General features: G+C 72.3%; 21 protein-coding genes and 1 tRNA gene. 12 read left to right on the forward strand and 10 right to left on the reverse strand.

Annotation, left to right across the window (positions count from 1 at the left end; all coding sequences use genetic code 11):
- Position 1: 1 nt before the first annotated feature.
- A complete protein-coding gene (locus ASG88_RS06660; protein ID WP_056886650.1) occupies positions 2 to 292 on the reverse strand; it encodes a YiaA/YiaB family inner membrane protein in 291 nt (96 codons plus the stop codon).
- A 97-nt stretch (positions 293 to 389) separates the two neighbouring features.
- On the opposite strand from ASG88_RS06660, the gene ASG88_RS06665 reads away from it, so the two are divergent.
- From ASG88_RS06665 to ASG88_RS06675, 3 genes are read left to right on the forward strand one after another with little or no spacing between them, the layout of a single operon-like run.
- Positions 390 to 1838: a pyridoxal phosphate-dependent decarboxylase family protein gene (locus ASG88_RS06665; RefSeq protein WP_200956381.1), complete on the forward strand. Its 1449-nt coding sequence runs from the start codon at positions 390 to 392 to the stop codon at positions 1836 to 1838.
- Between the two features lie 15 nt (positions 1839 to 1853).
- The gene (locus ASG88_RS06670; protein WP_056886652.1) at positions 1854 to 2468 is read left to right on the forward strand and encodes a hypothetical protein; all 615 of its coding nucleotides are present in this window, start codon (positions 1854 to 1856) and stop codon (positions 2466 to 2468) included.
- Between the two features lie 11 nt (positions 2469 to 2479).
- Positions 2480 to 3916: a GuaB1 family IMP dehydrogenase-related protein gene (locus ASG88_RS06675; RefSeq protein ID WP_056886653.1), complete on the forward strand. Its 1437-nt coding sequence runs from the start codon at positions 2480 to 2482 to the stop codon at positions 3914 to 3916.
- A 34-nt stretch (positions 3917 to 3950) separates the two neighbouring features.
- Here the strand turns inward: ASG88_RS06675 and ASG88_RS06680 are convergent, their stop codons facing one another.
- The gene (locus ASG88_RS06680) at positions 3951 to 5717 is read right to left on the reverse strand and encodes a BCCT family transporter (RefSeq protein ID WP_056886654.1); all 1767 of its coding nucleotides are present in this window, start codon (positions 5715 to 5717) and stop codon (positions 3951 to 3953) included.
- Positions 5718 to 5816: 99 nt separating this feature from the next.
- Here ASG88_RS06680 and ASG88_RS06685 point away from each other — a divergent pair, with 99 nt between their 5' ends.
- The gene (locus tag ASG88_RS06685; RefSeq protein WP_056886655.1) at positions 5817 to 6371 is read left to right on the forward strand and encodes a nucleosidase; all 555 of its coding nucleotides are present in this window, start codon (positions 5817 to 5819) and stop codon (positions 6369 to 6371) included.
- Here the strand turns inward: ASG88_RS06685 and ASG88_RS06690 are convergent.
- Positions 6355 to 6945, reverse strand: coding sequence for a LysR substrate-binding domain-containing protein (locus tag ASG88_RS06690; RefSeq protein ID WP_235534756.1), 591 nt, complete (start codon positions 6943 to 6945; stop codon positions 6355 to 6357). The genes ASG88_RS06685 and ASG88_RS06690 overlap by 17 nt on opposite strands.
- 23 nt (positions 6946 to 6968) lie before the next feature.
- Between ASG88_RS06690 and ASG88_RS06695 the strand changes: the two genes are divergently transcribed.
- Positions 6969 to 7583, forward strand: a complete 615-nt coding sequence (locus ASG88_RS06695) for an HAD family hydrolase (protein ID WP_056886656.1) — start codon at positions 6969 to 6971, stop codon at positions 7581 to 7583.
- 28 nt (positions 7584 to 7611) lie between these two features.
- Positions 7612 to 7803, forward strand: coding sequence for a hypothetical protein (locus ASG88_RS06700; RefSeq protein WP_056886657.1), 192 nt, complete (start codon positions 7612 to 7614; stop codon positions 7801 to 7803).
- Between the two features lie 59 nt (positions 7804 to 7862).
- Here the strand turns inward: ASG88_RS06700 and ASG88_RS06705 are convergent.
- Positions 7863 to 7948 (reverse strand) — tRNA-Leu (locus ASG88_RS06705).
- A 78-nt stretch (positions 7949 to 8026) separates the two neighbouring features.
- Here ASG88_RS06705 and ASG88_RS06710 point away from each other — a divergent pair.
- Entirely contained in the window at positions 8027 to 9364 is a 1338-nt protein-coding gene (locus ASG88_RS06710; protein WP_056886658.1) for a M20/M25/M40 family metallo-hydrolase, read from the forward strand.
- Between the two features lie 6 nt (positions 9365 to 9370).
- Here the strand turns inward: ASG88_RS06710 and ASG88_RS06715 are convergent, their stop codons facing one another.
- The 3 genes from ASG88_RS06715 to ASG88_RS06725 form a co-directional block, all read right to left on the reverse strand.
- Entirely contained in the window at positions 9371 to 10027 is a 657-nt protein-coding gene (locus ASG88_RS06715) for a hypothetical protein (RefSeq protein WP_056886659.1), read from the reverse strand.
- A gap of 127 nt (positions 10028 to 10154) precedes the next feature.
- Positions 10155 to 10382, reverse strand: coding sequence for a DUF5703 family protein (locus tag ASG88_RS06720; protein WP_056886660.1), 228 nt, complete (start codon positions 10380 to 10382; stop codon positions 10155 to 10157).
- Positions 10382 to 11329 carry an aldo/keto reductase gene (locus ASG88_RS06725; RefSeq protein WP_056886661.1) on the reverse strand — a complete coding sequence of 316 codons (948 nt, stop codon included), beginning with the start codon at positions 11327 to 11329 and terminating at the stop codon, positions 10382 to 10384. Before ASG88_RS06725 ends, ASG88_RS06720 begins: the two co-directional genes overlap by 1 nt.
- 76 nt (positions 11330 to 11405) lie before the next feature.
- Here ASG88_RS06725 and ASG88_RS06730 point away from each other — a divergent pair, with 76 nt between their 5' ends.
- Entirely contained in the window at positions 11406 to 12230 is an 825-nt protein-coding gene (locus tag ASG88_RS06730) for an undecaprenyl-diphosphate phosphatase (protein ID WP_056886662.1), read from the forward strand.
- On the opposite strand, the gene ASG88_RS06735 is transcribed toward ASG88_RS06730, so the two are convergent.
- Both ASG88_RS06735 and corA read right to left on the reverse strand, forming a co-directional pair.
- The gene (locus tag ASG88_RS06735; RefSeq protein WP_056886663.1) at positions 12196 to 13446 is read right to left on the reverse strand and encodes an MFS transporter; all 1251 of its coding nucleotides are present in this window, start codon (positions 13444 to 13446) and stop codon (positions 12196 to 12198) included. The two genes, ASG88_RS06730 and ASG88_RS06735, sit on opposite strands and share 35 nt — an antisense overlap.
- A complete protein-coding gene (corA, locus tag ASG88_RS06740) occupies positions 13437 to 14414 on the reverse strand; it encodes a magnesium/cobalt transporter CorA (RefSeq protein WP_056886664.1) in 978 nt (325 codons plus the stop codon). Before corA ends, ASG88_RS06735 begins: the two co-directional genes overlap by 10 nt.
- A gap of 76 nt (positions 14415 to 14490) precedes the next feature.
- On the opposite strand from corA, the gene ASG88_RS06745 reads away from it, so the two are divergent.
- From ASG88_RS06745 to mshC, 4 genes are read left to right on the forward strand one after another with little or no spacing between them, the layout of a single operon-like run.
- On the forward strand, positions 14491 to 15219 hold the full coding sequence (locus ASG88_RS06745; protein WP_200956382.1) for a histidine phosphatase family protein: 729 nt from the start codon (positions 14491 to 14493) through the stop codon (positions 15217 to 15219).
- 10 nt (positions 15220 to 15229) lie between these two features.
- On the forward strand, positions 15230 to 15811 hold the full coding sequence (locus ASG88_RS06750) for a DUF3090 domain-containing protein (protein WP_056886665.1): 582 nt from the start codon (positions 15230 to 15232) through the stop codon (positions 15809 to 15811).
- Between the two features lie 7 nt (positions 15812 to 15818).
- Positions 15819 to 16592, forward strand: coding sequence for an SCO1664 family protein (locus tag ASG88_RS06755; RefSeq protein WP_082600054.1), 774 nt, complete (start codon positions 15819 to 15821; stop codon positions 16590 to 16592).
- 35 nt (positions 16593 to 16627) lie between these two features.
- Complete coding sequence (gene mshC / locus ASG88_RS06760; RefSeq protein WP_056886666.1) at positions 16628 to 17866, forward strand: cysteine--1-D-myo-inosityl 2-amino-2-deoxy-alpha-D-glucopyranoside ligase; 1239 nt, start codon at positions 16628 to 16630, stop codon at positions 17864 to 17866.
- Here mshC and ASG88_RS06765 read toward each other — a convergent pair whose 3' ends face one another.
- Positions 17867 to 18712 (reverse strand): PAC2 family protein, encoded by an 846-nt coding sequence (locus tag ASG88_RS06765; protein ID WP_056886667.1) that lies wholly within the window; start codon positions 18710 to 18712, stop codon positions 17867 to 17869.
- Between the last annotated feature and the right edge of the window lie 100 nt (positions 18713 to 18812).

Consider the following 18812-nt stretch of genomic DNA (forward strand, 5'->3'; position numbering starts at 1 on the left):
GTCAGGCGGACTTGAAGGGGTCGTGCTGCGACAGCGCCTTGTCGAGGCGGGCCTGGTCGAGCCGGTGCATCACGGTCGTGTCCTCCTGCATGTCGCGCACGACCTTGGCGAGCGTGAACGTCGAGGTCGTCAGGTAGAGCGTCCCCAGGGCGAGGAAGCCCTTGACCCACGGGTCGGCGTCCATGAAGTAGACGGCGACGAGCATCGCGAAGAGCGCGGCCCCGAAGGAGATCGCGGCCTGGGCGGCGAACGCGGTGGTGTTCTTGGCGGTGGTGCTGGCTGTGTTGGGCATGGGAGGAGCCTCGTCGCGGCCGGGCCGCGGCGGACCGGTCGCACTACCCGACGTCCCCTGAGTACGACGGCTCAACCGCGCGCAGTACCTTCGGGCCATGTCTGACAACGCCGGGCACATGTCCCCCGAGGAGTTCCGCCGGCAGGGGTACGCCACCATCGACTGGATCGCCGACTACTGGGCGTCCCTCGACGACCTGCCGGTGCTCTCACAGGTCGCGCCCGGCGACGTACGACGCGCGCTCCCGGCCTCGCCGCCCGAGCAGGCCGAGGGGTTCGACGCCCTCCTCGCCGACCTCGACGAGGTCGTCGTGCCGGGCCTGACGCACTGGCAGCACCCGCGCTACTTCGCCTACTTCCCGGCCAACTCCTCGCCGGCCGCCATCCTCGGCGACCTCCTCTCCAGCGGGATCGGCGCGCAGGGGATGATCTGGGCCACCAGCCCGGCGGTGACCGAGGTCGAGCAGGTCGTCGTCGACTGGCTGGCCCAGGCCCTCGGGCTGCCCGAGCAGTTCCAGCACCGCGCGGAAGGTCCCGGTGGTGGCGTCATCCAGGACACCGCCTCGACGGCGACCTTCACCGCCCTCCTCGCCGCGCTCCAGTCCGCGGGCGCCGGCACTGTCCGCGAGGCGGGCCTCGGCGACGCGCGCTGGACCGTCTACGGCTCCTCCCAGGCCCACTCGTCCTTGGTGAAGGCCGCCATGATGGCGGGGATCGGTGCCGGGAACGTCCGCATGGTCGAGGTTGACCCGGTCACCCAGGCCATGGACGTGGCCCACCTCGAGCGGCTGCTGGCCGACGACATCGACGACGGCTGCCGCCCCGTCTTCGTCCAGGCCTGTGTCGGCACCACCTCCACCGGGGCGATCGACGACGTGCAGGCCATCGCGGAGGCCCTCGACGGCGTCGGTGCGTGGCTGCACGTCGACGCGGCCTGGGCCGGGGTCGCCGCTGTCTGCCCCGAGCACCGGGAGGTCCTCACCCGTGGCCTGCACCTCGCCCAGTCGTTCGTGACCAACCCTCACAAGTGGCTGCTCACGACCTTCGACTGCAGCGTCCTGTGGGTCCCGGACCGCGAGGCGGTGGTCGACGCCCTCTCCCTGACACCGGAGTACCTCCGCAACGCGGCCTCCGAGTCCGGCGAGGTCGTGGACTACCGCGACTGGCACCCGCAGCTCGGCCGGCGGTTCCGGTCGCTCAAGCTCTGGGCGGTGCTGCGCACCTACGGGCTGGAGGGGCTGCGCGCCCACATCCGCGACGGCGTGGAGCTCGCCCGTCGCGTCGAGGACCTGGTGGCGGAGGACGACCGCTTCGAGCTGGTCACCGCCAGAAGCCTCAGCCTGGTGGTCTTCCGCGCCGTGGCGGGTGACGAGGAGACGATGGCGATCATGGATCGCGTCAACGCCTCCGGGGTCGCCTACCTGAGCCACACGCGGGTCGAGGGCCGGGCCGCGATCCGGTGGGCCGTCGGGAGCTGGCGCACCACGGCTGCGGACATCGACCGCACGTGGGCCGCCCTCACGGAGGTGGCCGCCGGCCCCCGGTGATGCTCGGATGGGGGCATGAAGCTCTACGCCGACAGCCCCGGCCGCCGTACCGTCCAGATCGTCGCCGACCTCCTCGTCCTCGGGTGGATCGTCCTGTGGATCCGGGTCGGGACGGCCGTCCACGACGGGACCACGGCGCTGGCCGAGCCCGGCCGGCAGACCGACGAGTCGGCCACGGCGATGGCCGGCCAGCTGCGCGACGCGGGCGGGCGGCTCGGTGAGGCACCCTTGGTCGGCGACGAGCTGGCGACGCCCTTCGACCGGGCGGCCGACGCCTCGGAGGGCATCGCCTCCGCAGGACGGGCATCGGTGGAGGCCGTCGAGCAGCTGGCCGTCGTGCTCGGCCTGGCCATAGCCCTCATCCCGATCCTGGTGATCCTGGCCGTCCACCTGCCCCGGCGCTGGCGGTTCGTGCGCGAGGCCACGGCCGGCGCACGTTTCATCGACTCCGTCGACGACCTCGACCTGTTCGCACTGCGGGCCCTCGCGCACCAGCCGATGCGGGTGCTGGCGCGGGTGAGCGACGACCCGGCGGGGGACTGGCGACGCCAGGACCCAGACGTCGTACGCCGCCTGGCCGAGCTCGAGTTCGAGGACGTCGGCCTGCGCCCGCAGCGCCGACTCACGTAGATTCCCGACACGTGCGCTTCCTCCACGACGCGGCCCCGCCGCACGACCTGACCTACGACGACGTCTTCATGGTCCCGCGCCACTCGGCCGTGGCCAGCCGGTACGACGTCGACCTCGCCACCCACGACGGCACCGGAGCGACGCTGCCACTGGTGGTGGCCAACATGACCGCCATCGCCGGCAAGCGGATGGCCGAGACGACGGCCCGCCGCGGCGGCCTCACCGTCATCCCGCAGGACATCCCGATCCCTGTTGTCACCGACGTCGTGCAGTGGGTCAAGCGACGCCACCTCGTCTTCGACACCCCGATCGAGCTGGCGCCCACCCAGACGGTGGCCGAGGCGCTGTCGCTGATCCCCAAGCGGTCCCACCACGCCGCCGTGGTCGTCGAGGACGGTCGCCCCGTGGGCGTCGTCTCCGAGGCCGACTGCGCCGAGGTCGACCGCTTCGCCCAGGTGGGTGCGGTGATGCGCCGCGACCTCGTGACGGTCGACGCCGACGCGGACCCGCGGGTCGTCTTCGACCGGCTGGACGCCGCCAAGGCACCGCTCGCCGTCGCGGTCGGCGAGGACGGCTCGCTGGTGGGCGTCCTCACCCGGCTGGGGGCGCTGCGGGCCACGCTCTACACTCCGGCGGTCGACGCGTCCGGCGGCCTGCGGATCGCGGCAGCGGTGGGGGTCAACGGCGAGGTCGCGGCCAGGGCGGCCGCCCTGCTGGACGCCGGCGTCGACTGCCTCGTGGTGGACACCGCCCACGGGCACCAGGACCGGATGCTCGAGGCGCTCCGCGCGGTGCGGGCGCTCTCACCGGCGGTGCCGATCGTGGCGGGCAACGTGGTCTCCGCCGAGGGCACCCGCGCGCTGGTCGAGGCGGGCGCCGACATCGTCAAGGTCGGTGTCGGCCCGGGCGCCATGTGCACCACCCGGATGATGACCGGCGTCGGTCGCCCGCAGTTCAGCGCGGTGCTCGAGTGCGCTGCTGCTGCTCGCGAGCTCGGCAAGCACGTATGGGCCGACGGGGGAGTGCGGCACCCGCGGGACGTCGCGCTCGCCCTGGCCGCCGGTGCCAGCTCGGTGATGATCGGCTCGTGGTTCGCCGGGACGCACGAGTCGCCCGGCGACCTCATGCACGACGCCGACGGGCGGGCCTTCAAGGTGTCCTTCGGGATGGCCTCCGCGCGGGCCGTCGCCCACCGCACGTCGACCGAGTCGGCGTACGACCGGGCCCGCAAGGGCCTCTACGAGGAGGGCATCTCCTCGTCGCGGATGTATCTCGAGCTGGCCCGGCCCGGCGTCGAGGACCTCATCGACCAGATCTGCTCCGGGTTGCGGTCGTCCTGCACCTACGCCGGCGCCACGACGCTCGAGGAGCTCCACGAGCGCGCGGTCGTCGGCCTGCAGTCCGCCGCCGGCTTCCACGAAGGACGGCCGCTGAGCACCTCCTGGTGAGGAGGCGCCCAGCGGCCGCCGGGGTGGTGCTGGGTCAGGCCTTCGTCTGCGAGGGGCGCGCGGTGGACGTGTCGTCCGTGCCGGGCTCCTGCTCGACCGAGAGGCGGAAGTCGTCCCCGTGCTCGGTGACGCCCGCGATCACGGCGTCGTGGACGGCCTCGCGGGCCACCCGCGTCCGGACGATCATCGGGTCCTGGCTGAGGTCCTTCACCAGGGACACGCACAGTCCGATCATCACCAGCACGAAGGGCACGGCCGCCACGATGGTGATGGTCTTGAGGCCGTCGAGGGCGGTGTCGCCACCGACCAGCAGCATGACCGCGGCCACGCCGCCGGTCGCGACGCCCCAGAAGATCACCGGTGCCTTGCTGGGCTCGATGGCACCGTTCTGCGAGAGCGACCCCATCACGATCGACGCCGCATCGGCGCCGGAGATGAAGAAGATCGCCACCAGGACCATCACCAGGATGCTGGAGACGGTGGCCAGCGGGAACTGGTCGAGCACGGTGAAGAGCTGGTCCTCGAGGGCACCGGCGCCGTAGACGTCGGTACCGTCCATCTGGAGCTTGATGGCCGCGCCGCCAAAGATCGCGAACCAGACCAGGGTCACCAGGCTGGGGACCAGCAGCACGCCGGTGACGAACTGGCGGATCGTGCGCCCGCGCGAGATCCGTGCGATGAACATCCCGACGAAGGGGGTCCACGAGATCCACCAGGCCCAGTAGAAGACCGTGTAGCTGCTGAGCCACGCGGCCGCGGCCTCGCCGTCGGCGTTGGTGCGACCGGCCATGGTGGGCAGCTCGCGCACGTAGGAGGCGATCGACGTCGGGATGATGTCGAGGATGAACATCGTCGGCCCGACGACGAACACGAACACCGCGAGCGTCAGCGCCAGCACCATGTTGATGTTGGAGAGCCACTGGATGCCCTTGGCGACGCCCGAGACGGCCGACAGCACGAAGCAGACGGTCAGGACCGCGATGATGGCGACGAGCACGCCGTTGCCGACCTCGCCGAGGCCGGTGACGATGCGCAGGCCGCTGGCGATCTGGATGGCACCGAGCCCCAGCGACGCCGCCGAGCCGAAGAGCGTCGCGAAGATCGCGAGGATGTCGATGACCTTGCCGGCGGGACCGTTGGCGTGCTTGCCGAGCAGGGGCTCGAAGGCCGCGCTGATGAGCTGGAGGCGACCCTTGCGGTAGACGCCGTACGCGATGGCGAGACCGACGACCGCGTAGATGGCCCACGGGTGCAGGGTCCAGTGGAACAGCGTGTGCGCCATCGCGGTCTCGGCGCGCTGCGGGTCGGAGAGCCCCTCGGAGCCGGGCGGCGCGAAGCCGTCGGTGTCGGCGAAGAACGTGAGCGGCTCGTTGACGCCGTAGAACATGAGCCCGATGCCCATGCCCGCGGAGAACATCATGGCGACCCACGAGGTGGTGGAGAACTCCGGCTCGTCCCCGTCGCGACCGAGGGGGATGTTGCCGTACTTGCCCAGGGCGAGCCACAGGGCGAAGACGACGAAGGCGGACGACGTGAGGACGAACAGCCAGCCGAGGTACTCCATGGTGCCGGTGAGCGCCGTGCCCGAGGCGCTGGCCAGCGAGGCCGTGTCGAGGAACCCCCACAGCAGGAAGCCGATCGCGATCGCGGCGGTGACGCCGAAGACGACCTTGTCGAGGAGCTGGGGGCGCTCGGACTCGGCGGAGGGCTCGACGTCCAGAGCGGGGTGGGGGATCACCGTGTCGGTGGGTGACTTGAGGGAGTCGGAGAGCGGTCGCTCCGAGGTCTTTTCCTGGGTCACTGGAAGGTGACACCTCCTGCGGGTACTCGGGTGAACGGGCCCGTCGACAGTAGGGGCTGGGTTGTCAAAGGGCTAACCAGAACGGGCTAGCGTGACGAGGTGCACACCCTCGTCGTGGCCGCCACCGCGGCCGAAGCAGCCCACGTCCCGTCCGACCTCCCGCTCGTCGTCACGGGTCTCGGCAAGACCGCAGCGGCAGTCGCGACGGCGCGTGCGCTGGCGGCGTACGACGACGTCGCGGGGCTCACGGTCGTCAACATCGGCACTGCCGGCGCGCTGCGTGACGGGCTCACCGGCCTGCACGAGCCGGGCGTCGTGATCAACCACGACATCAACGCCGACATCGTGCGCTCGCTCGGCTACGACCCCGAGGAGCGGCTGGTGGTGGGGGAGTCCGACGTGGTGCTGGCGACCGGCGACGTGTTCGTCACCGACCCGCTGGTCCGCGACCGGCTGGCGCTCGCTGCGCACCTCGTCGACATGGAGGGGTACGCCGTCGCGTTCGCCGCGCGGTCCTTCGGCGTGCCGGTCCGGCTGGTCAAGCACGTGAGCGACGAGGCCGACGAGTCGGCGATGGACTGGCCGAGCCGGGTGGAGGCCAGCGCGGTCGTGCTGGGCCGGTGGCTCGAGGAGTGGCTCAGCGCGAGCTCGTGACCCGGCGTCCCCGGACCACGCCGACGAAGGCCTGCGTCACGTCGTCGTCGCGGTCCCGGAGCCAGACCAGCGCGATGGTGGTGGGCTCCAGGTCCGTCACCGGCCGGGTCACCACGTCCTTGCGCTGGTGGAGCCGGGCCACGCTCATCGGCACGACCACCACGCCGGTCCCGGCGGCGACGGTCTCGATGGCGTCCTTCTCCGACATCGGCGGCCACTCGAGCTGCTCGGCGGTGGGCGTCCAGCCGCTGGCGTGCGGGCGCACCAGCTGCTCGTCGGCCAGGTCCTCGAGGGTCACCTCGTCGACCGCGCCGACGACGTGCTCGAGGCCGGCGACGACGACCGGCACCTCGTCGTACAACCGGATGCAGTGGAGGTCGTCGGTGTCGACCGGCAGCCGGACGAGCGCCATGTCGAGGCTGCCGTCACGGACCCCCTCGACCTGCTCGTCCTCGGTGACGGGGACCAGCTCGAGCCGCTCACGCCGGCGCTCGCGCCAGGCGCGTGCCCACTTGTCGGGGGTGGCACCGGTCACGAAGCCGACCCGCAGGGTCGGGCGCAGGTTGGCGGTCACCCGGCGAGCCTAGGCTGAGCCCCGTGATCACGCACGTGCTGCTCGACGCCGACGGCGTCGTCCAGGACCTCCCCGGCGGCTGGTACGCCGCGATGGAGCCCTTCCTCGGTGACCGCTCGCGCGAGTTCCTCCACCGGACGTGGGCCGACGAGGAGCCCACCCTGGCCGGCGAGGGCGACTACCTCCCGATGCTGGAGGCGACGCTGCTCGAGTACGGCGTCACGACCCCGGTCGCCGAGGTGTACGCCGCGGTGTGGCACCGCATCGACGAGGTCGGCTCGTCCTTCGAGGTCGTGGCGGCGCTGCGCAGCGCCGGCTACGGGGTGCACCTGGCCACCAACCAGGAGCGCCACCGCGGCAGGTACATGCACGACGTGCTCGGCTACCGGGACCGCTTCGGCGTGAGCGCCTACTCGTGGGAGGTCGGGGCCGCCAAGCCGGACCCGGAGTTCTTCCACCGCGTCGTACGACGGATCGGGGTGCCGGCGCGCGAGGTGCTCTTCGTCGACGACAACGAGGCCAACGTGGAGGGAGCGCGGACGGCCGGACTGGTCGCCGAGCACTGGCACTTCGAGCGGGGGCCCGGCTCCCTGGTCGACCTGCTGGCCGCGCACGGGATCCGGCTCGGCACTCCCTGAACGGCCGCTGCGGGCGTAGTGTCGCGGCATGGTGTGGCTCGTGATCGGCGCCCTGGTCGCCTACTTCTCGGTCGCCGGCTGGTTCCTCGAACGCCGCTGGCGACGGGACCCCGACGGGTTGATGGAGTCTGACGCCCCGGGGGTGTGGGGCCTCGGTGAGGCACCGGCCCGGGTGCACCACCGGATGGGCCCGTCGGGCCGCCCGCGCCGCGGGCGTTGACCCGCTCCTCGGTGGCCCCGAAATGAAGAAAAGGCCCCGTGGAGCCGGGGCCTTCTCAGTGTCCGAGGGGGGACTTGAACCCCCACGCCCTAATACGGGCACTAGCACCTCAAGCTAGCGCGTCTGCCAATTCCGCCACCCGGACGAGTGCTGGAGAACCGTAGCAAAACGCCTGCCCAACACTCGAATCGGGGTCCCCCCGTCCCTGGGGCAGGATGGGGGCATGGCTGACGAGACCTCGGTGACCTCTCTCGACCCCGCCCACGACCCCGCTGGCGAGGTCGTGGACCTGTGCCGCGACCTGATCCGCATCGACACCTCCAACTACGGCGACGAGGACGGCCCGGGGGAGCGGAAGGCGGCCGAGTACGTCGCCACGCTGCTCGACGAGGTCGGCATCGAGTCGCGTCTCTACGAGTCCGAGCCGGGCCGGACCAACCTCGTCGCCCGGTGGGGCGGGTCGCCCGGCTCGACGAAGCCGCCCCTGCTGGTGCACGGGCACCTCGACGTGGTCCCCGCCGCGGCGGAGGACTGGCAGGTCCACCCCTTCTCCGGCGAGGTGCAGGACGGCTTCGTGTGGGGTCGCGGCGCCGTCGACATGAAGGACTTCGACGCCATGCTCCTCAGCGTGGTCCGCGCCCGGGCCCGGGCCGGCCGGCTGCCCGATCGCGAGCTGGTGCTGTGCCTGACGGCCGACGAGGAGGCCGGCGGCCACAAGGGCGCCGAGGTGCTCGTGGAGCAGCACCCGGACGAGATCGCCGACTGCACCGAGGCGATCGGGGAGGTCGGCGGCTTCAGCGCAACCGTCCGCGGGCGCCGGGTCTACCTCATCGAGGCCGCCGAGAAGGGCATGGCCTGGATGAAGCTCACGGCCCGCGGGCGCGCCGGCCACGGCTCGATGATCAACACCGACAACGCGGTCACCCGCCTCAGCGGCGCCGTCGCCCGGATCGGCGCCCACGAGTGGCCGGTGCGGCTGACGCCGACCATGGAGGTCCTGCTGGCCACCGTCGCCGACATCGCCGGCACCGAGGCCACCCCGGACAACGCGGTGGAGCTGATCGACGAGTTCGGCAGTGCCGCGCGGATGCTCGGCGCGGTGATCCGCAACACCGCCAACCCGACGATGCTCGGCGCCGGCTACAAGGTCAACGTGATCCCCACCGAGGCGACCGCGCACGTCGACGGCCGCTTCCTGCCGGGCTACGAGGACGAGTTCTTCACGACCCTGCGCGAGCTGTGCGGGGAGGGGGTCGAGATCGACTTCCTCTCCCACCAGCAGCCGTGGGAGATGCCCTACGAGGGCCACCTGGTCGACGCGATGACCCGCTCCCTGATGGCCGAGGACCCGGACGCCGTCGTCGCGCCGTACCTCATGAGCGGCGGCACCGACGCCAAGCACTTCACCAAGCTGGGCATGACCTCCTACGGCTTCGCGCCGCTGCGGCTGCCGGCGGACCTGGACTTCACGGCGCTCTTCCACGGCGTCGACGAGCGGGTGCCGGTCGATGCCCTGGAGTTCGGGGCGCGGGTCTTCGACCGCTTCCTCGACGAGCTCTGAGCGGGCTCACCACCCGTGGTCCCACGGGTGGTCGTCGTAGCGGGAGCGGGAAGACGTGAGCCCGCGGGCCCGGTCCAGCCGGGCCGTCGCGGCGTAGCGCGCCTCGTCGGGGGTGGCAGGAGGGACGCGGCACAGCAGCGCGGACACCAGCCGAGCCGTCAGCTCGTGGTCGAGGCCACGGCCGACGACCTCGTCGCAGACCTCGTGCACCGCGCCGGCGTCGGCGGTCTCGCAGTGGAGGAGGGCCCACGCCACCTCGACCAGCAGGGCCGGCTCGAGCCCGGCGACGCCCGCGTGGTGCACGACGCGTTGGACGACGGGCGCCGGGGGCGGGAGCCGGACCATGACCTCGGCCCAGGGGTAGTCCGGCTGCTCCCTGACGTGGCCCCGCAGCGTCGGGAGCACCCGGTCGGCCAGGATGGCCCGCTGCTCGGGCGGCAGCAGCGCGCGCAGTCGCGGGGTGACGGCGCCCTCCGTGCGCTCCAGCGCGTCGGCGATCGCGGGCACGTCGTGGCCCTCGCGGACCAGCGCCACCAGCCGCTCGTAGTCCTCGTCGCCCCAGGGCTGACCGGAGCGGCCGGGGCGCCCGCGGGCGTCACGACGGGGACGCGGGACCTGGGGTGGCGTGCCGTGCGGGGCGTTGACGTCGTGGAACGGGGTCATGCGTCCAGCGTGCGCCGACGCCGGGATCGCGTCGAACGCTCCTCCACAGGGTGCGCGGCACGCGGGCCCTCCACAGGTCCGGCGGCCGCAGGTGGTCCGTTCCCGGCCGGGGTGACCCGCAGGAGGCTCAGCCGGCGAAGAGCGTCAGGCGCTGGCGGATGATCTTGCGGCGCAGCACGACGCGTCGTACGCCGTCGTTGCCGATCCGCAGCCGGTCGAGCTCCCAGCCACCGTGCTCGGCGCGGTCGACGAGCATCCGGGTCACCACGTTGCGCGAGAAGTCACGGGGGAGGGTCAGCGTCTCGAACTCCCACTCCACCCCCGCCCGCGGCGGTCGCCGGTGCGCCCGAGCCATCAGTCGCCGCTCACGTCGTCGAGGGCGTCCACGATCTCCCGGGGCAGCGTGAGCTCCTCGATGCCGAGCGCGCCGCGGAGCTGGGCCGCAGTCCGTGCACCCACGATCGGGGCGGTGACACCGGGCCGGTCGCGCACCCACACCAGCGCCACCTCGAGCGGGGACCAGCCCAGGCCGTCCGCCGCCCGGGCCACGCCCTCGACGATGGAGCGGCCCCGGTCGTCGAGGTAGACACCGACGAAGCGACCGAAGTGCTCGGTGGCGCCGCGGGAGTCGGACGGCGTGCCGGAGCGGTACTTGCCGGTCAGCACCCCGCGTCCCAGCGGCGACCAGGGGAGCACGCCGAGGCCGAGCGCCCGGGCCGCGGGGACGACCTCGTGCTCGATCCCACGGTTGAGCAGGGAGTACTCCACCTGGGTGGACGCCAGGGTGGCCCGCCCGGGCACGGCCCGCTGCCACGTGGCGGCCTGCGCGGTCTGCCAGCCGGTGTAGTTGGAGACACCGACGTACGACGCGCGCCCGGACGTGATCGCCAGGTCCAGCGCGGTGAGGGTCTCCTCGATCGGGGTCTCGTCGGTCCACAGGTGCACCTGCCAGAGGTCCACGTGGTCGACGCCGAGGCGCTTGAGGGAGGCGTCAAGGGAGGTGAGCATGTGCCCGCGCGAGGTGTTGGCGACCCGCTCGCCGGTGCGCCGCGAGATGCCGGCCTTGGTCGCCAGCACGATCTCGTCGCGGCCGACCACGTCGCCGATGAGGGTGCCGATCAGCTCCTCGCTGGCGCCGTCGCCGTAGCCCGCAGCGGTGTCCAGGAGGGTGCCGCCGGCCTCGGCGAAGGCGATCAGCTGGTCACGCGCCTCGTGCTCGTCGGTGTCACGTCCCCAGGTCATGGTGCCGAGACCGAGCCGGGAGACCTTCAGGCCGGTCGAGCCGAGCGAGCGCTGCTGCATGCGGCAGAGATTAGTCATGCCCGCCCCGGCGGGCCCTTCGGCTCGCCGCAACCACCTCCCCGTAGGCTCCTGCGGCGTGTCAGATTTCCTCAAGGCCATCGTCCTCGGGACCATCCAGGGACTCACCGAGTTCCTGCCGATCTCCAGCAGCGCGCACCTGCGGATCTTCCCCGAGCTCTTCGGGTGGGGCGACCCCGGCGCCGCCTTCACCGCGGTGATCCAGATCGGCACCGAGCTGGCCGTGCTCATCTACTTCCGCCACGACATCTGGCGCATCGGCAAGGCGTGGCTGCTCTCGCTCTTCAAGCCGGAGTGGCGCGGGCAGTTCGACGCCCGCATGGGCTGGTTCATCATCATCGGCTCGCTGCCGATCGTGGTGCTCGGCGTGCTGCTCAAGGACGTCATCGAGGAGGACTTCCGCAACCTCTGGATCGTCGGCACCACCCTGGTCGTGATGGGCATCGTGCTCGGCCTGGCCGACCGCTTCAGCAGTGACGACCGCGAGATCAAGCAGATCACCCTCAAGGACGCCGTGCTGATGGGCGTCGCCCAGGCCATGGCGCTCATCCCCGGCGTCTCCCGCAGCGGCGCGACGATCTCGATGGGCCGGGTCCTCGGCTTCGAGCGCGAGGCCGCCACGCGCTACGCCTTCCTGCTCGCCATCCCGGCCGTCGTCGGAGCGGGGCTCTTCGAGCTGAAGGAGATCCCCGGCGGCGGCAACTCCTACGGCTGGGGCCCGACCCTCGTCGCCACGGTGGTGTCGTTCCTCGTCGGGTACGCCGCCATCGCCTGGCTGCTGCGCTACGTCTCCACGAACTCCTACACGCCGTTCGTCATCTACCGCGTCCTGCTCGGCACGGCGACGCTCATCCTGCTCGCGACCGGCGTGCTGTCCGCCTGAAGGTCTGCAGCAGGAGCGCCAGCGCCAGCAGCTGGCTGATCGCGACGACGACGACCAGCGCCGCGAGCGAGCGCTCGTAGAGCCAGCCGGCGCCGGCCCCGCCGACGATCGCCAGCAGGCCCTGGATGCCTGCGAAGACGCCGTACGCCGTGGCGCGCCGCGGCGCCTCGACCAGGTCGGCGACGACCGCCTTGATCGTGGAGTCCTGGACACCGTGGGCGAATCCCCACACGACCACGCCGACGACCACGGTCGCGAGGGTGGGACCGAGCGCCAGTGCGGGCACCAGCGCCACGAGCACCGGCACGACCAGCAGGACCGCCGCGCCCGTGCGGTCGTAGACCCAGCCGACGAGCAGCGCCGCGACCGCCTCGACGGCCATCGCGGCGGCGTACACGAGGGGCACGGCGGCGACCGGGACGATCCCCTCGACGGTCAGGTGGTAGCCGATGATCCCGAAGGTCACCAGGGCGCCGGTCGTGAGCGAGGCCGCGACGGCGTACCGGAAGAAGTCGCCGGGCAGACCGGCGCCGACCGCCTCGGCCCACCAGCCGCGGGTCGGTGCCTCGGCGGCGTCGAGGGAGGGGGACGACGACGGGTCGTAGACGCTCGGGTCAGGCACCCGTCGACGCAGCGTGAGCAGCAGCACCATCGTGATCGCCCCGGGGATCGCCAGCACCGCCATGCCGGCCCACAACGTCGCGCCGGCCACCACGGCGGCCACGAGCAGCGGTCCCGCGAAGGCGCCGACCTGGTCGAGGGCCTTGTGCACCCCGAAGCCGCGTCCGCGGCCCACGGCGCCCGCCACGTGGGCGAGCAGCGCCGACTTGGAGGGTGAGCGCACGGCCTTGCCGAGCCGCTCGAGGAGGATCAGCGTGACGGCGAAGGCGAGTCCTGCGGACCCGAGCCGGGGTGCCAGGAAGAGCAGCGGCACGCACACGGCCGTCAACCCGTAGCCGACGATCGTGAGGGTCCAGTAGCGACCGGTCCGGTCCGCGACCGGCCCGAAGACCAGCCGCAGCACCAGCGCCATCGCGTCGCCGGCACCGGTGACCGCCCCGACGAGGACCGCCGACGCCCCCAGGGCGGCGAGCACCGGGCCGTACATGGACCGGGCGCCCTCGTAGACCATGTCGGCGGCCAGGCTGACGAAGCCGAACCACCAGACCACCCGCCAGGCGCTCGGCCGGGTGGTCGCGGGACCGCTCAGAGCCATCCGGACTTCTTGAAGAACCACAGCAGGACGGCCGACACGCTGACCATGAGGGCGATCGCGAACGGGTAGCCGAAGGTCCATTGCAGCTCGGGCATGCGGTCGAAGTTCATGCCGTAGATCCCGGCGATGAGCGTCGGTACGACGACGAGCGCGGCGCCGGCGGAGATCTTGCGCATGTCCTCGTTCTGCTGGACCGAGATGCGGGCCAGGTGCGCGTCGAACGCGGTGGACAGCAGCACGTCGAGGTTGTCGATGACCTCCGAGACCCGGTGGAGGTGGTCGGCGACGTCGCGGAAGTAGGTGGCGGTCGCCTCGTCGATGCCCGCCACCTCGGCCTGCACGAAGCGGCGCATCGGCTCGCGCAGCGGCATCACCGCGCGACGTACCTCCGCGATCTCCCGCTTGAGCGTGTAGATGCGGACCGAGTCGTCGGTGCGGGCGGGGGAGAAGACCGACTCCTCGACCTCGTCCACGTCGATCTCGAGGGAGGCGCCGACCTTCTCGTACTCGTCGACCACGCGGTCGCAGATGGCGTACATCACCGCCATCGGGCCGTGCTCGAGCACCTGGGCCCGCTGCTCCAGGTCCCGGCGGGCCGTGCTCAGGTCGATGCCCTGCCCGTGCCGGACGGTCACGACGAAGTCGGGGCCGATGAACAGGTTGATCTCGCCGGTCTCCACGGCGTCGTCCTCGTCGACGTACCAGAGCGTCTTGAGGACGAGGAAGAGCGTGTCGCCGTAGCGCTCCACCTTGGGGCGCTGGTGGGAGTCGCCCGCGTCCTCGACCGCCAGCGGGTGCAGGTCGAACGTGCGGGCGATCTGGCGGAGCTCCTCCTCGGTCGGGTCGTGGATGCCCACCCATTGGAAGTCGCCGCGGCCGCACGGGACCCGGGCGTGACCGAGGCTGGGGTCCCCGTCGTCGAGGGGGACGCGGACACCCTCGTGGTAGAGCGCGTTGTCGACGATCACCCGATCAGGCTATGCCCACTGGCCCATGGAGCGAGCGCGTCGGCTCCGCCGCCACGCTGCCGCTAGTGTCGCGAGCATGGCAACCGTGATCCTCGTGCGACACGGCCGGACCACCGCCAACGCCACGGGCGTGCTGGCGGGTCGGCTGCCCGGTGTCCGGCTCGACGACCGGGGCACCGAGCAGGCGGTCGCGACTGCCGACCGGCTCGCCCCGGTGCGCCTGGTGGCGGCCGTCTCGAGCCCGCTCGAGCGCTGCAAGCAGACGACCCGGGCCATCACCCGGGCCCAGGCCGGCGACCTGGCCATCACCACCGAGCGCCGGCTCAGCGAGTGCGACTACGGCGAGTGGCAGGGCCGCGAGCTCAAGGACCTCGCCAAGGAGCCGCTCTGGAAGGTCGTGCAGGGACAGCCGTCGGCCGCCGCCTTCCCGGGCGGAGAGTCGATGCGGGCCATGCAGGACCGCGCCGTGGAGGCCGTACGACGCCACGACCGCCTGGTCGAGGCCGAACACGGCCCCGGCGCGGTGTGGCTCGCGGTGAGCCACGGCGACGTCATCAAGGCGATCCTGGCCGATGCCCTCGGCACCCACCTCGATCTCTTCCAGCGCATCCAGGTCGACCCGGCGTCGGTGTCGATCGTCCGCTACACGGAGTCGCGCCCCTACGTCCTGGGCACCAACACGTCCGCGGGCGACCTGTCCTGGCTCACACCGCCGCCGGCGAAGAAGGCCTCCAGGCGTCGTCGTACCGCGGACGCGCCGGTCGGCGGTGGTGCCGGGCCGGACACGTCCCCGGCAGGGTCCTAGGGTGAGTGGCATGCCTCTCGTCCACGCCTTCGACCCGCCCGAGCGCTTCGTCGCCGGCACCGTCGGCGAGCCCGGTCAGCGGACCTTCTTCCTGCAGGCCCGCGACGGCGCCCGCCTCACCAGCGTCGCCCTCGAGAAGCAGCAGGTCGAGGCGCTCGCCGAGCGTGTCGACGAGCTGCTCGACGAGGTCATGCAGGCCGCCGGCGGCAGTGCACTCGTGCCCGCCGTCGCTCCCTTCGACCTCGTCGACAACGACCCCCTCGAGCAGCCCATCGAGGAGGAGTTCCGCGCCGGCACCATGACGCTGTCCTGGGACTCCGCGACCGAGCGGATCGTCATCGAGGTGTTCCCCTACACCGAGGCCGCGGTCGTGTCCCCCGAGCAGCTCGACGAGGACCTCGAGGAGCCGGAGCCCGACGAGATCTTCCTCGTCCGGCTGACCGCCGGCGCCGCGCGCGCCTTCGTCGGACGAGCCCGCACGGTCATCGGGGCCGGTCGGCCCGACTGCCCGTTCTGCGGCAACCCGGTCGACCCCGCCGGCCACCTGTGCGTGCGCGCCAACGGCTTCAAGCGTCGCGACCCGCAGGCCTGACCCGCCCGTGACCGAGCGGACCGGCGCCGACGTGCTCGCGGGCGAGATCACGCTCCACGGGCGCGTCATGCCCGCCTCCAACGCGACCTTCGTCGGTGAGATCGACGGGGTGCGCTGCGTCTACAAGCCCATCCGCGGGGAGCGCCCGCTGTGGGACTTCCCGGACGGCACGCTCGCGGCCCGCGAGGTGGCGTCGTACGCCGTGTCGGAGGCGTTCGGGTGGGACGTCGTCCCGCTCACGATCCTGCGCGAGGGACCGCACGGGCCCGGCATGGTCCAGCTGTGGCGCGAGCCCGACCCGGGCCAGGACGCGGTGGACCTGGTGCCCGGTGGCCGGGTGCCGGACGGCTACCGCCACGTCTTCGACGGCCTCGACGAGTCCGACCGGCCGATCTCGCTCGTCCACGAGGACACCGACGCGCTGCGCCGGATGGCGGTCCTCGACGTCGTCGTCAACAACGCCGACCGCAAGGGCGGTCACGTGCTGGCCATGCCCGACGGGCACCGCTACGGCGTCGACCACGGCGTCACCTTCCACGTCGAGCACAAGCTGCGCACCGTGCTGTGGGGCTGGGCCGGCGAGCCGCTGACCGAGGAGGAGATCGCCGGGGTCGAGACGGTGCTCGACGCACTGCGTGGCGACCTGGGGGAGCGGCTCGAGGACCTGCTCGCGGTCAGCGAGGTCGACGCCACCCGCCGGCGCGCCGAGCGGTTGCTGCGCACCGGCGTGCTGCCCGATCCGGAGGGATCGTGGCCGGTCATCCCCTGGCCGCCCTTCTAGGTCCCGCGTCCGCACCGCCGGATAGGCTGCCCGGCATGCGCAGCTGGTCCTCTCCCGACGTCCCCGTCCTCCCCGCCGGAGGGCCCGTCGTGCGGGTGCACGACACCGCGACGGGTGAGCTCGTCGAGACCCGTCCCGAGGGCCCGGCCCGCCTCTACGTCTGCGGCATCACGCCCTACGACGCCACGCACATGGGCCACGCCGCGACGTACGTCGCCTTCGACCTCCTCAACCGGGCCTGGCGAAGTGCCGGGCACGAGGTCCGCTACGTCCAGAACGTCACCGACGTCGACGACCCGCTGCTCGAGCGGGCCACCAGGGTCGGCGTCGACTGGGTCGAGCTGGCCGAGCGCGAGACCGAGCTCTTCCGCCACGACATGGAGGCGCTGCGGGTCCTCGCCCCGGACCACTACATCGGTGCCGTCGAGTCGATCCCGCTCGTCATCGACCTCATCCAACGGCTCCAGGAGGCCGGCGCCGTCTACCAGGTGGAGACCGACCTCTACTTCTCCGTCACCGCGGACCCGGCCTTCGGCGACGTGTCCGGCTGGGACCGCGAGACCATGCTGCGCGTCTTCCCCGACCGCGGCGGCGACCCCGACCGCCCGGGCAAGAAGGACCCCCTCGACTGCATCGTGTGGCGTGGGGAGCGCGACGGCGAGCCGGCGTGGGACAGCCCCTTCGGTCCGGGACGACCCGGGTGGCACATCGAGTGCAGCGCGATCGCGCTCGAGCACCTCGGCTCGGCGTTCGACGTGCAGGGCGGCGGCAGCGACCTGGTCTTCCCGCACCACGAGATGTCCGCGGGTCACGCGCAGGTCGCCTCGCCGGGCGAGCGCCTGGCCCGCGCCTACGCCCACGCCGGGATGGTGGCCTACGACGGCGAGAAGATGTCCAAGTCCAAGGGCAACCTGGTCTTCGTCTCGGCGCTGCGCAACAGCGACGTCGACCCGATGGCCATCCGCCTGGTGCTGCTGCGCCACCACTACCGCAGCGACTGGGAGTGGACCGACGCCCAGCTCTGGGACGCCGTGGACACCCTCGACTCCTGGCGCAAGGCGTTCTCCCTCGGCGCCGGCGCCCCGTCCGGGCCCGTCGTCGAGGCCGTGCTCGCGGCGCTGGCCGACGACCTCGACGCCCCGACGGCCGTCGCCGCGGTCGAGGCCTGGGTGGCGGCCACCCTGGGAGACCACGGGCTCGCCGACACCAGCGACCGGGACGCGGCCGCGACCCTGCTGCCGGTGCTCGACGCGGCGCTCGGGCTCGCCCTCTGATCAGTCCTGGTCGCGGCGCTTGAGATAGCGCTCGAACTCGCGGGCGATCGCCTCGCCGCTGGCCTCGGGGAGGTCGGCGGTGTCCCGCGTCTCCTCGAGCGCCCGGATGTAGTCGGCGACGTCCTCGTCCTCCTCGGCGAGCTCGTCGACCCCTCGCTCCCAGGCCTTGGCGTCCTCGGGGAGGTCGCCGAGGGGGATGCTGCACTCCAGCAGGTCCTCGAGCTGCCCGATGAGGGCCAGGGTCGCCTTGGGGCAGGGCGGCTGCGCGACGTAGTGCGGCACGGCGGCCCAGTAGGACGCGGCCGGGATGTCGAGCTGGATGCACGCGTCCTGGAAGACGCCGACGATGCCCGTCGGACCCTCGTACGTCGACTGCTCGAGCTTGAGACGGTCCACCAGGTCGGGCTCGGTGGCGGTCCCGGTGACGGGGATCGGGCGGGTGTGCGGTGCGTCGGCCAGCAGCGCCCCGAGGGTCACCACGAGCTCGCCGCCGAGGTCGTCGCAAGCGGCGAGCAGCTCGGCGCAGAACTGGCGCCAGCGCATGTTGGGCTCGATGCCCCGGATGAGGATCACGTCGCGGTGCAGGCCCGGGGGAGACGCGATGGCGATCCGGGTCGTCGGCCACGTGAGCCGCCGGTGGCCGTTGTCGTCGGTGCCCACCATCGGCCGGTTGACCTGGAAGTCGTAGAACTCCTCGGGGTCGATGGCCCCGATGACGTGGGCGTCCCACACGTCCATGAGGTGGTCGACGACCGAGGACGCGGCGTCGGCGGCGTCGTTCCAGCCCTCGAAGGCCGCGATCACCACGGGAGACACCAGGTCCTGGACATCGTCGAACTCGATCACCGTTCCAGCGTAGTCCGAGCGCCGGCCCGAGCGGCGGTCAACCGCGGCAGCGGGTCCGAGCGAGCGCCGCCGCCCCCGTCACGGCGGCGGTCGCTCCCCA

The sequence above is a fragment of the Nocardioides sp. Soil777 genome (genome assembly GCF_001428425.1).
In the GTDB taxonomy this organism is placed as follows: Bacteria; Actinomycetota; Actinomycetes; order Propionibacteriales; family Nocardioidaceae; genus Nocardioides; species Nocardioides terrigena.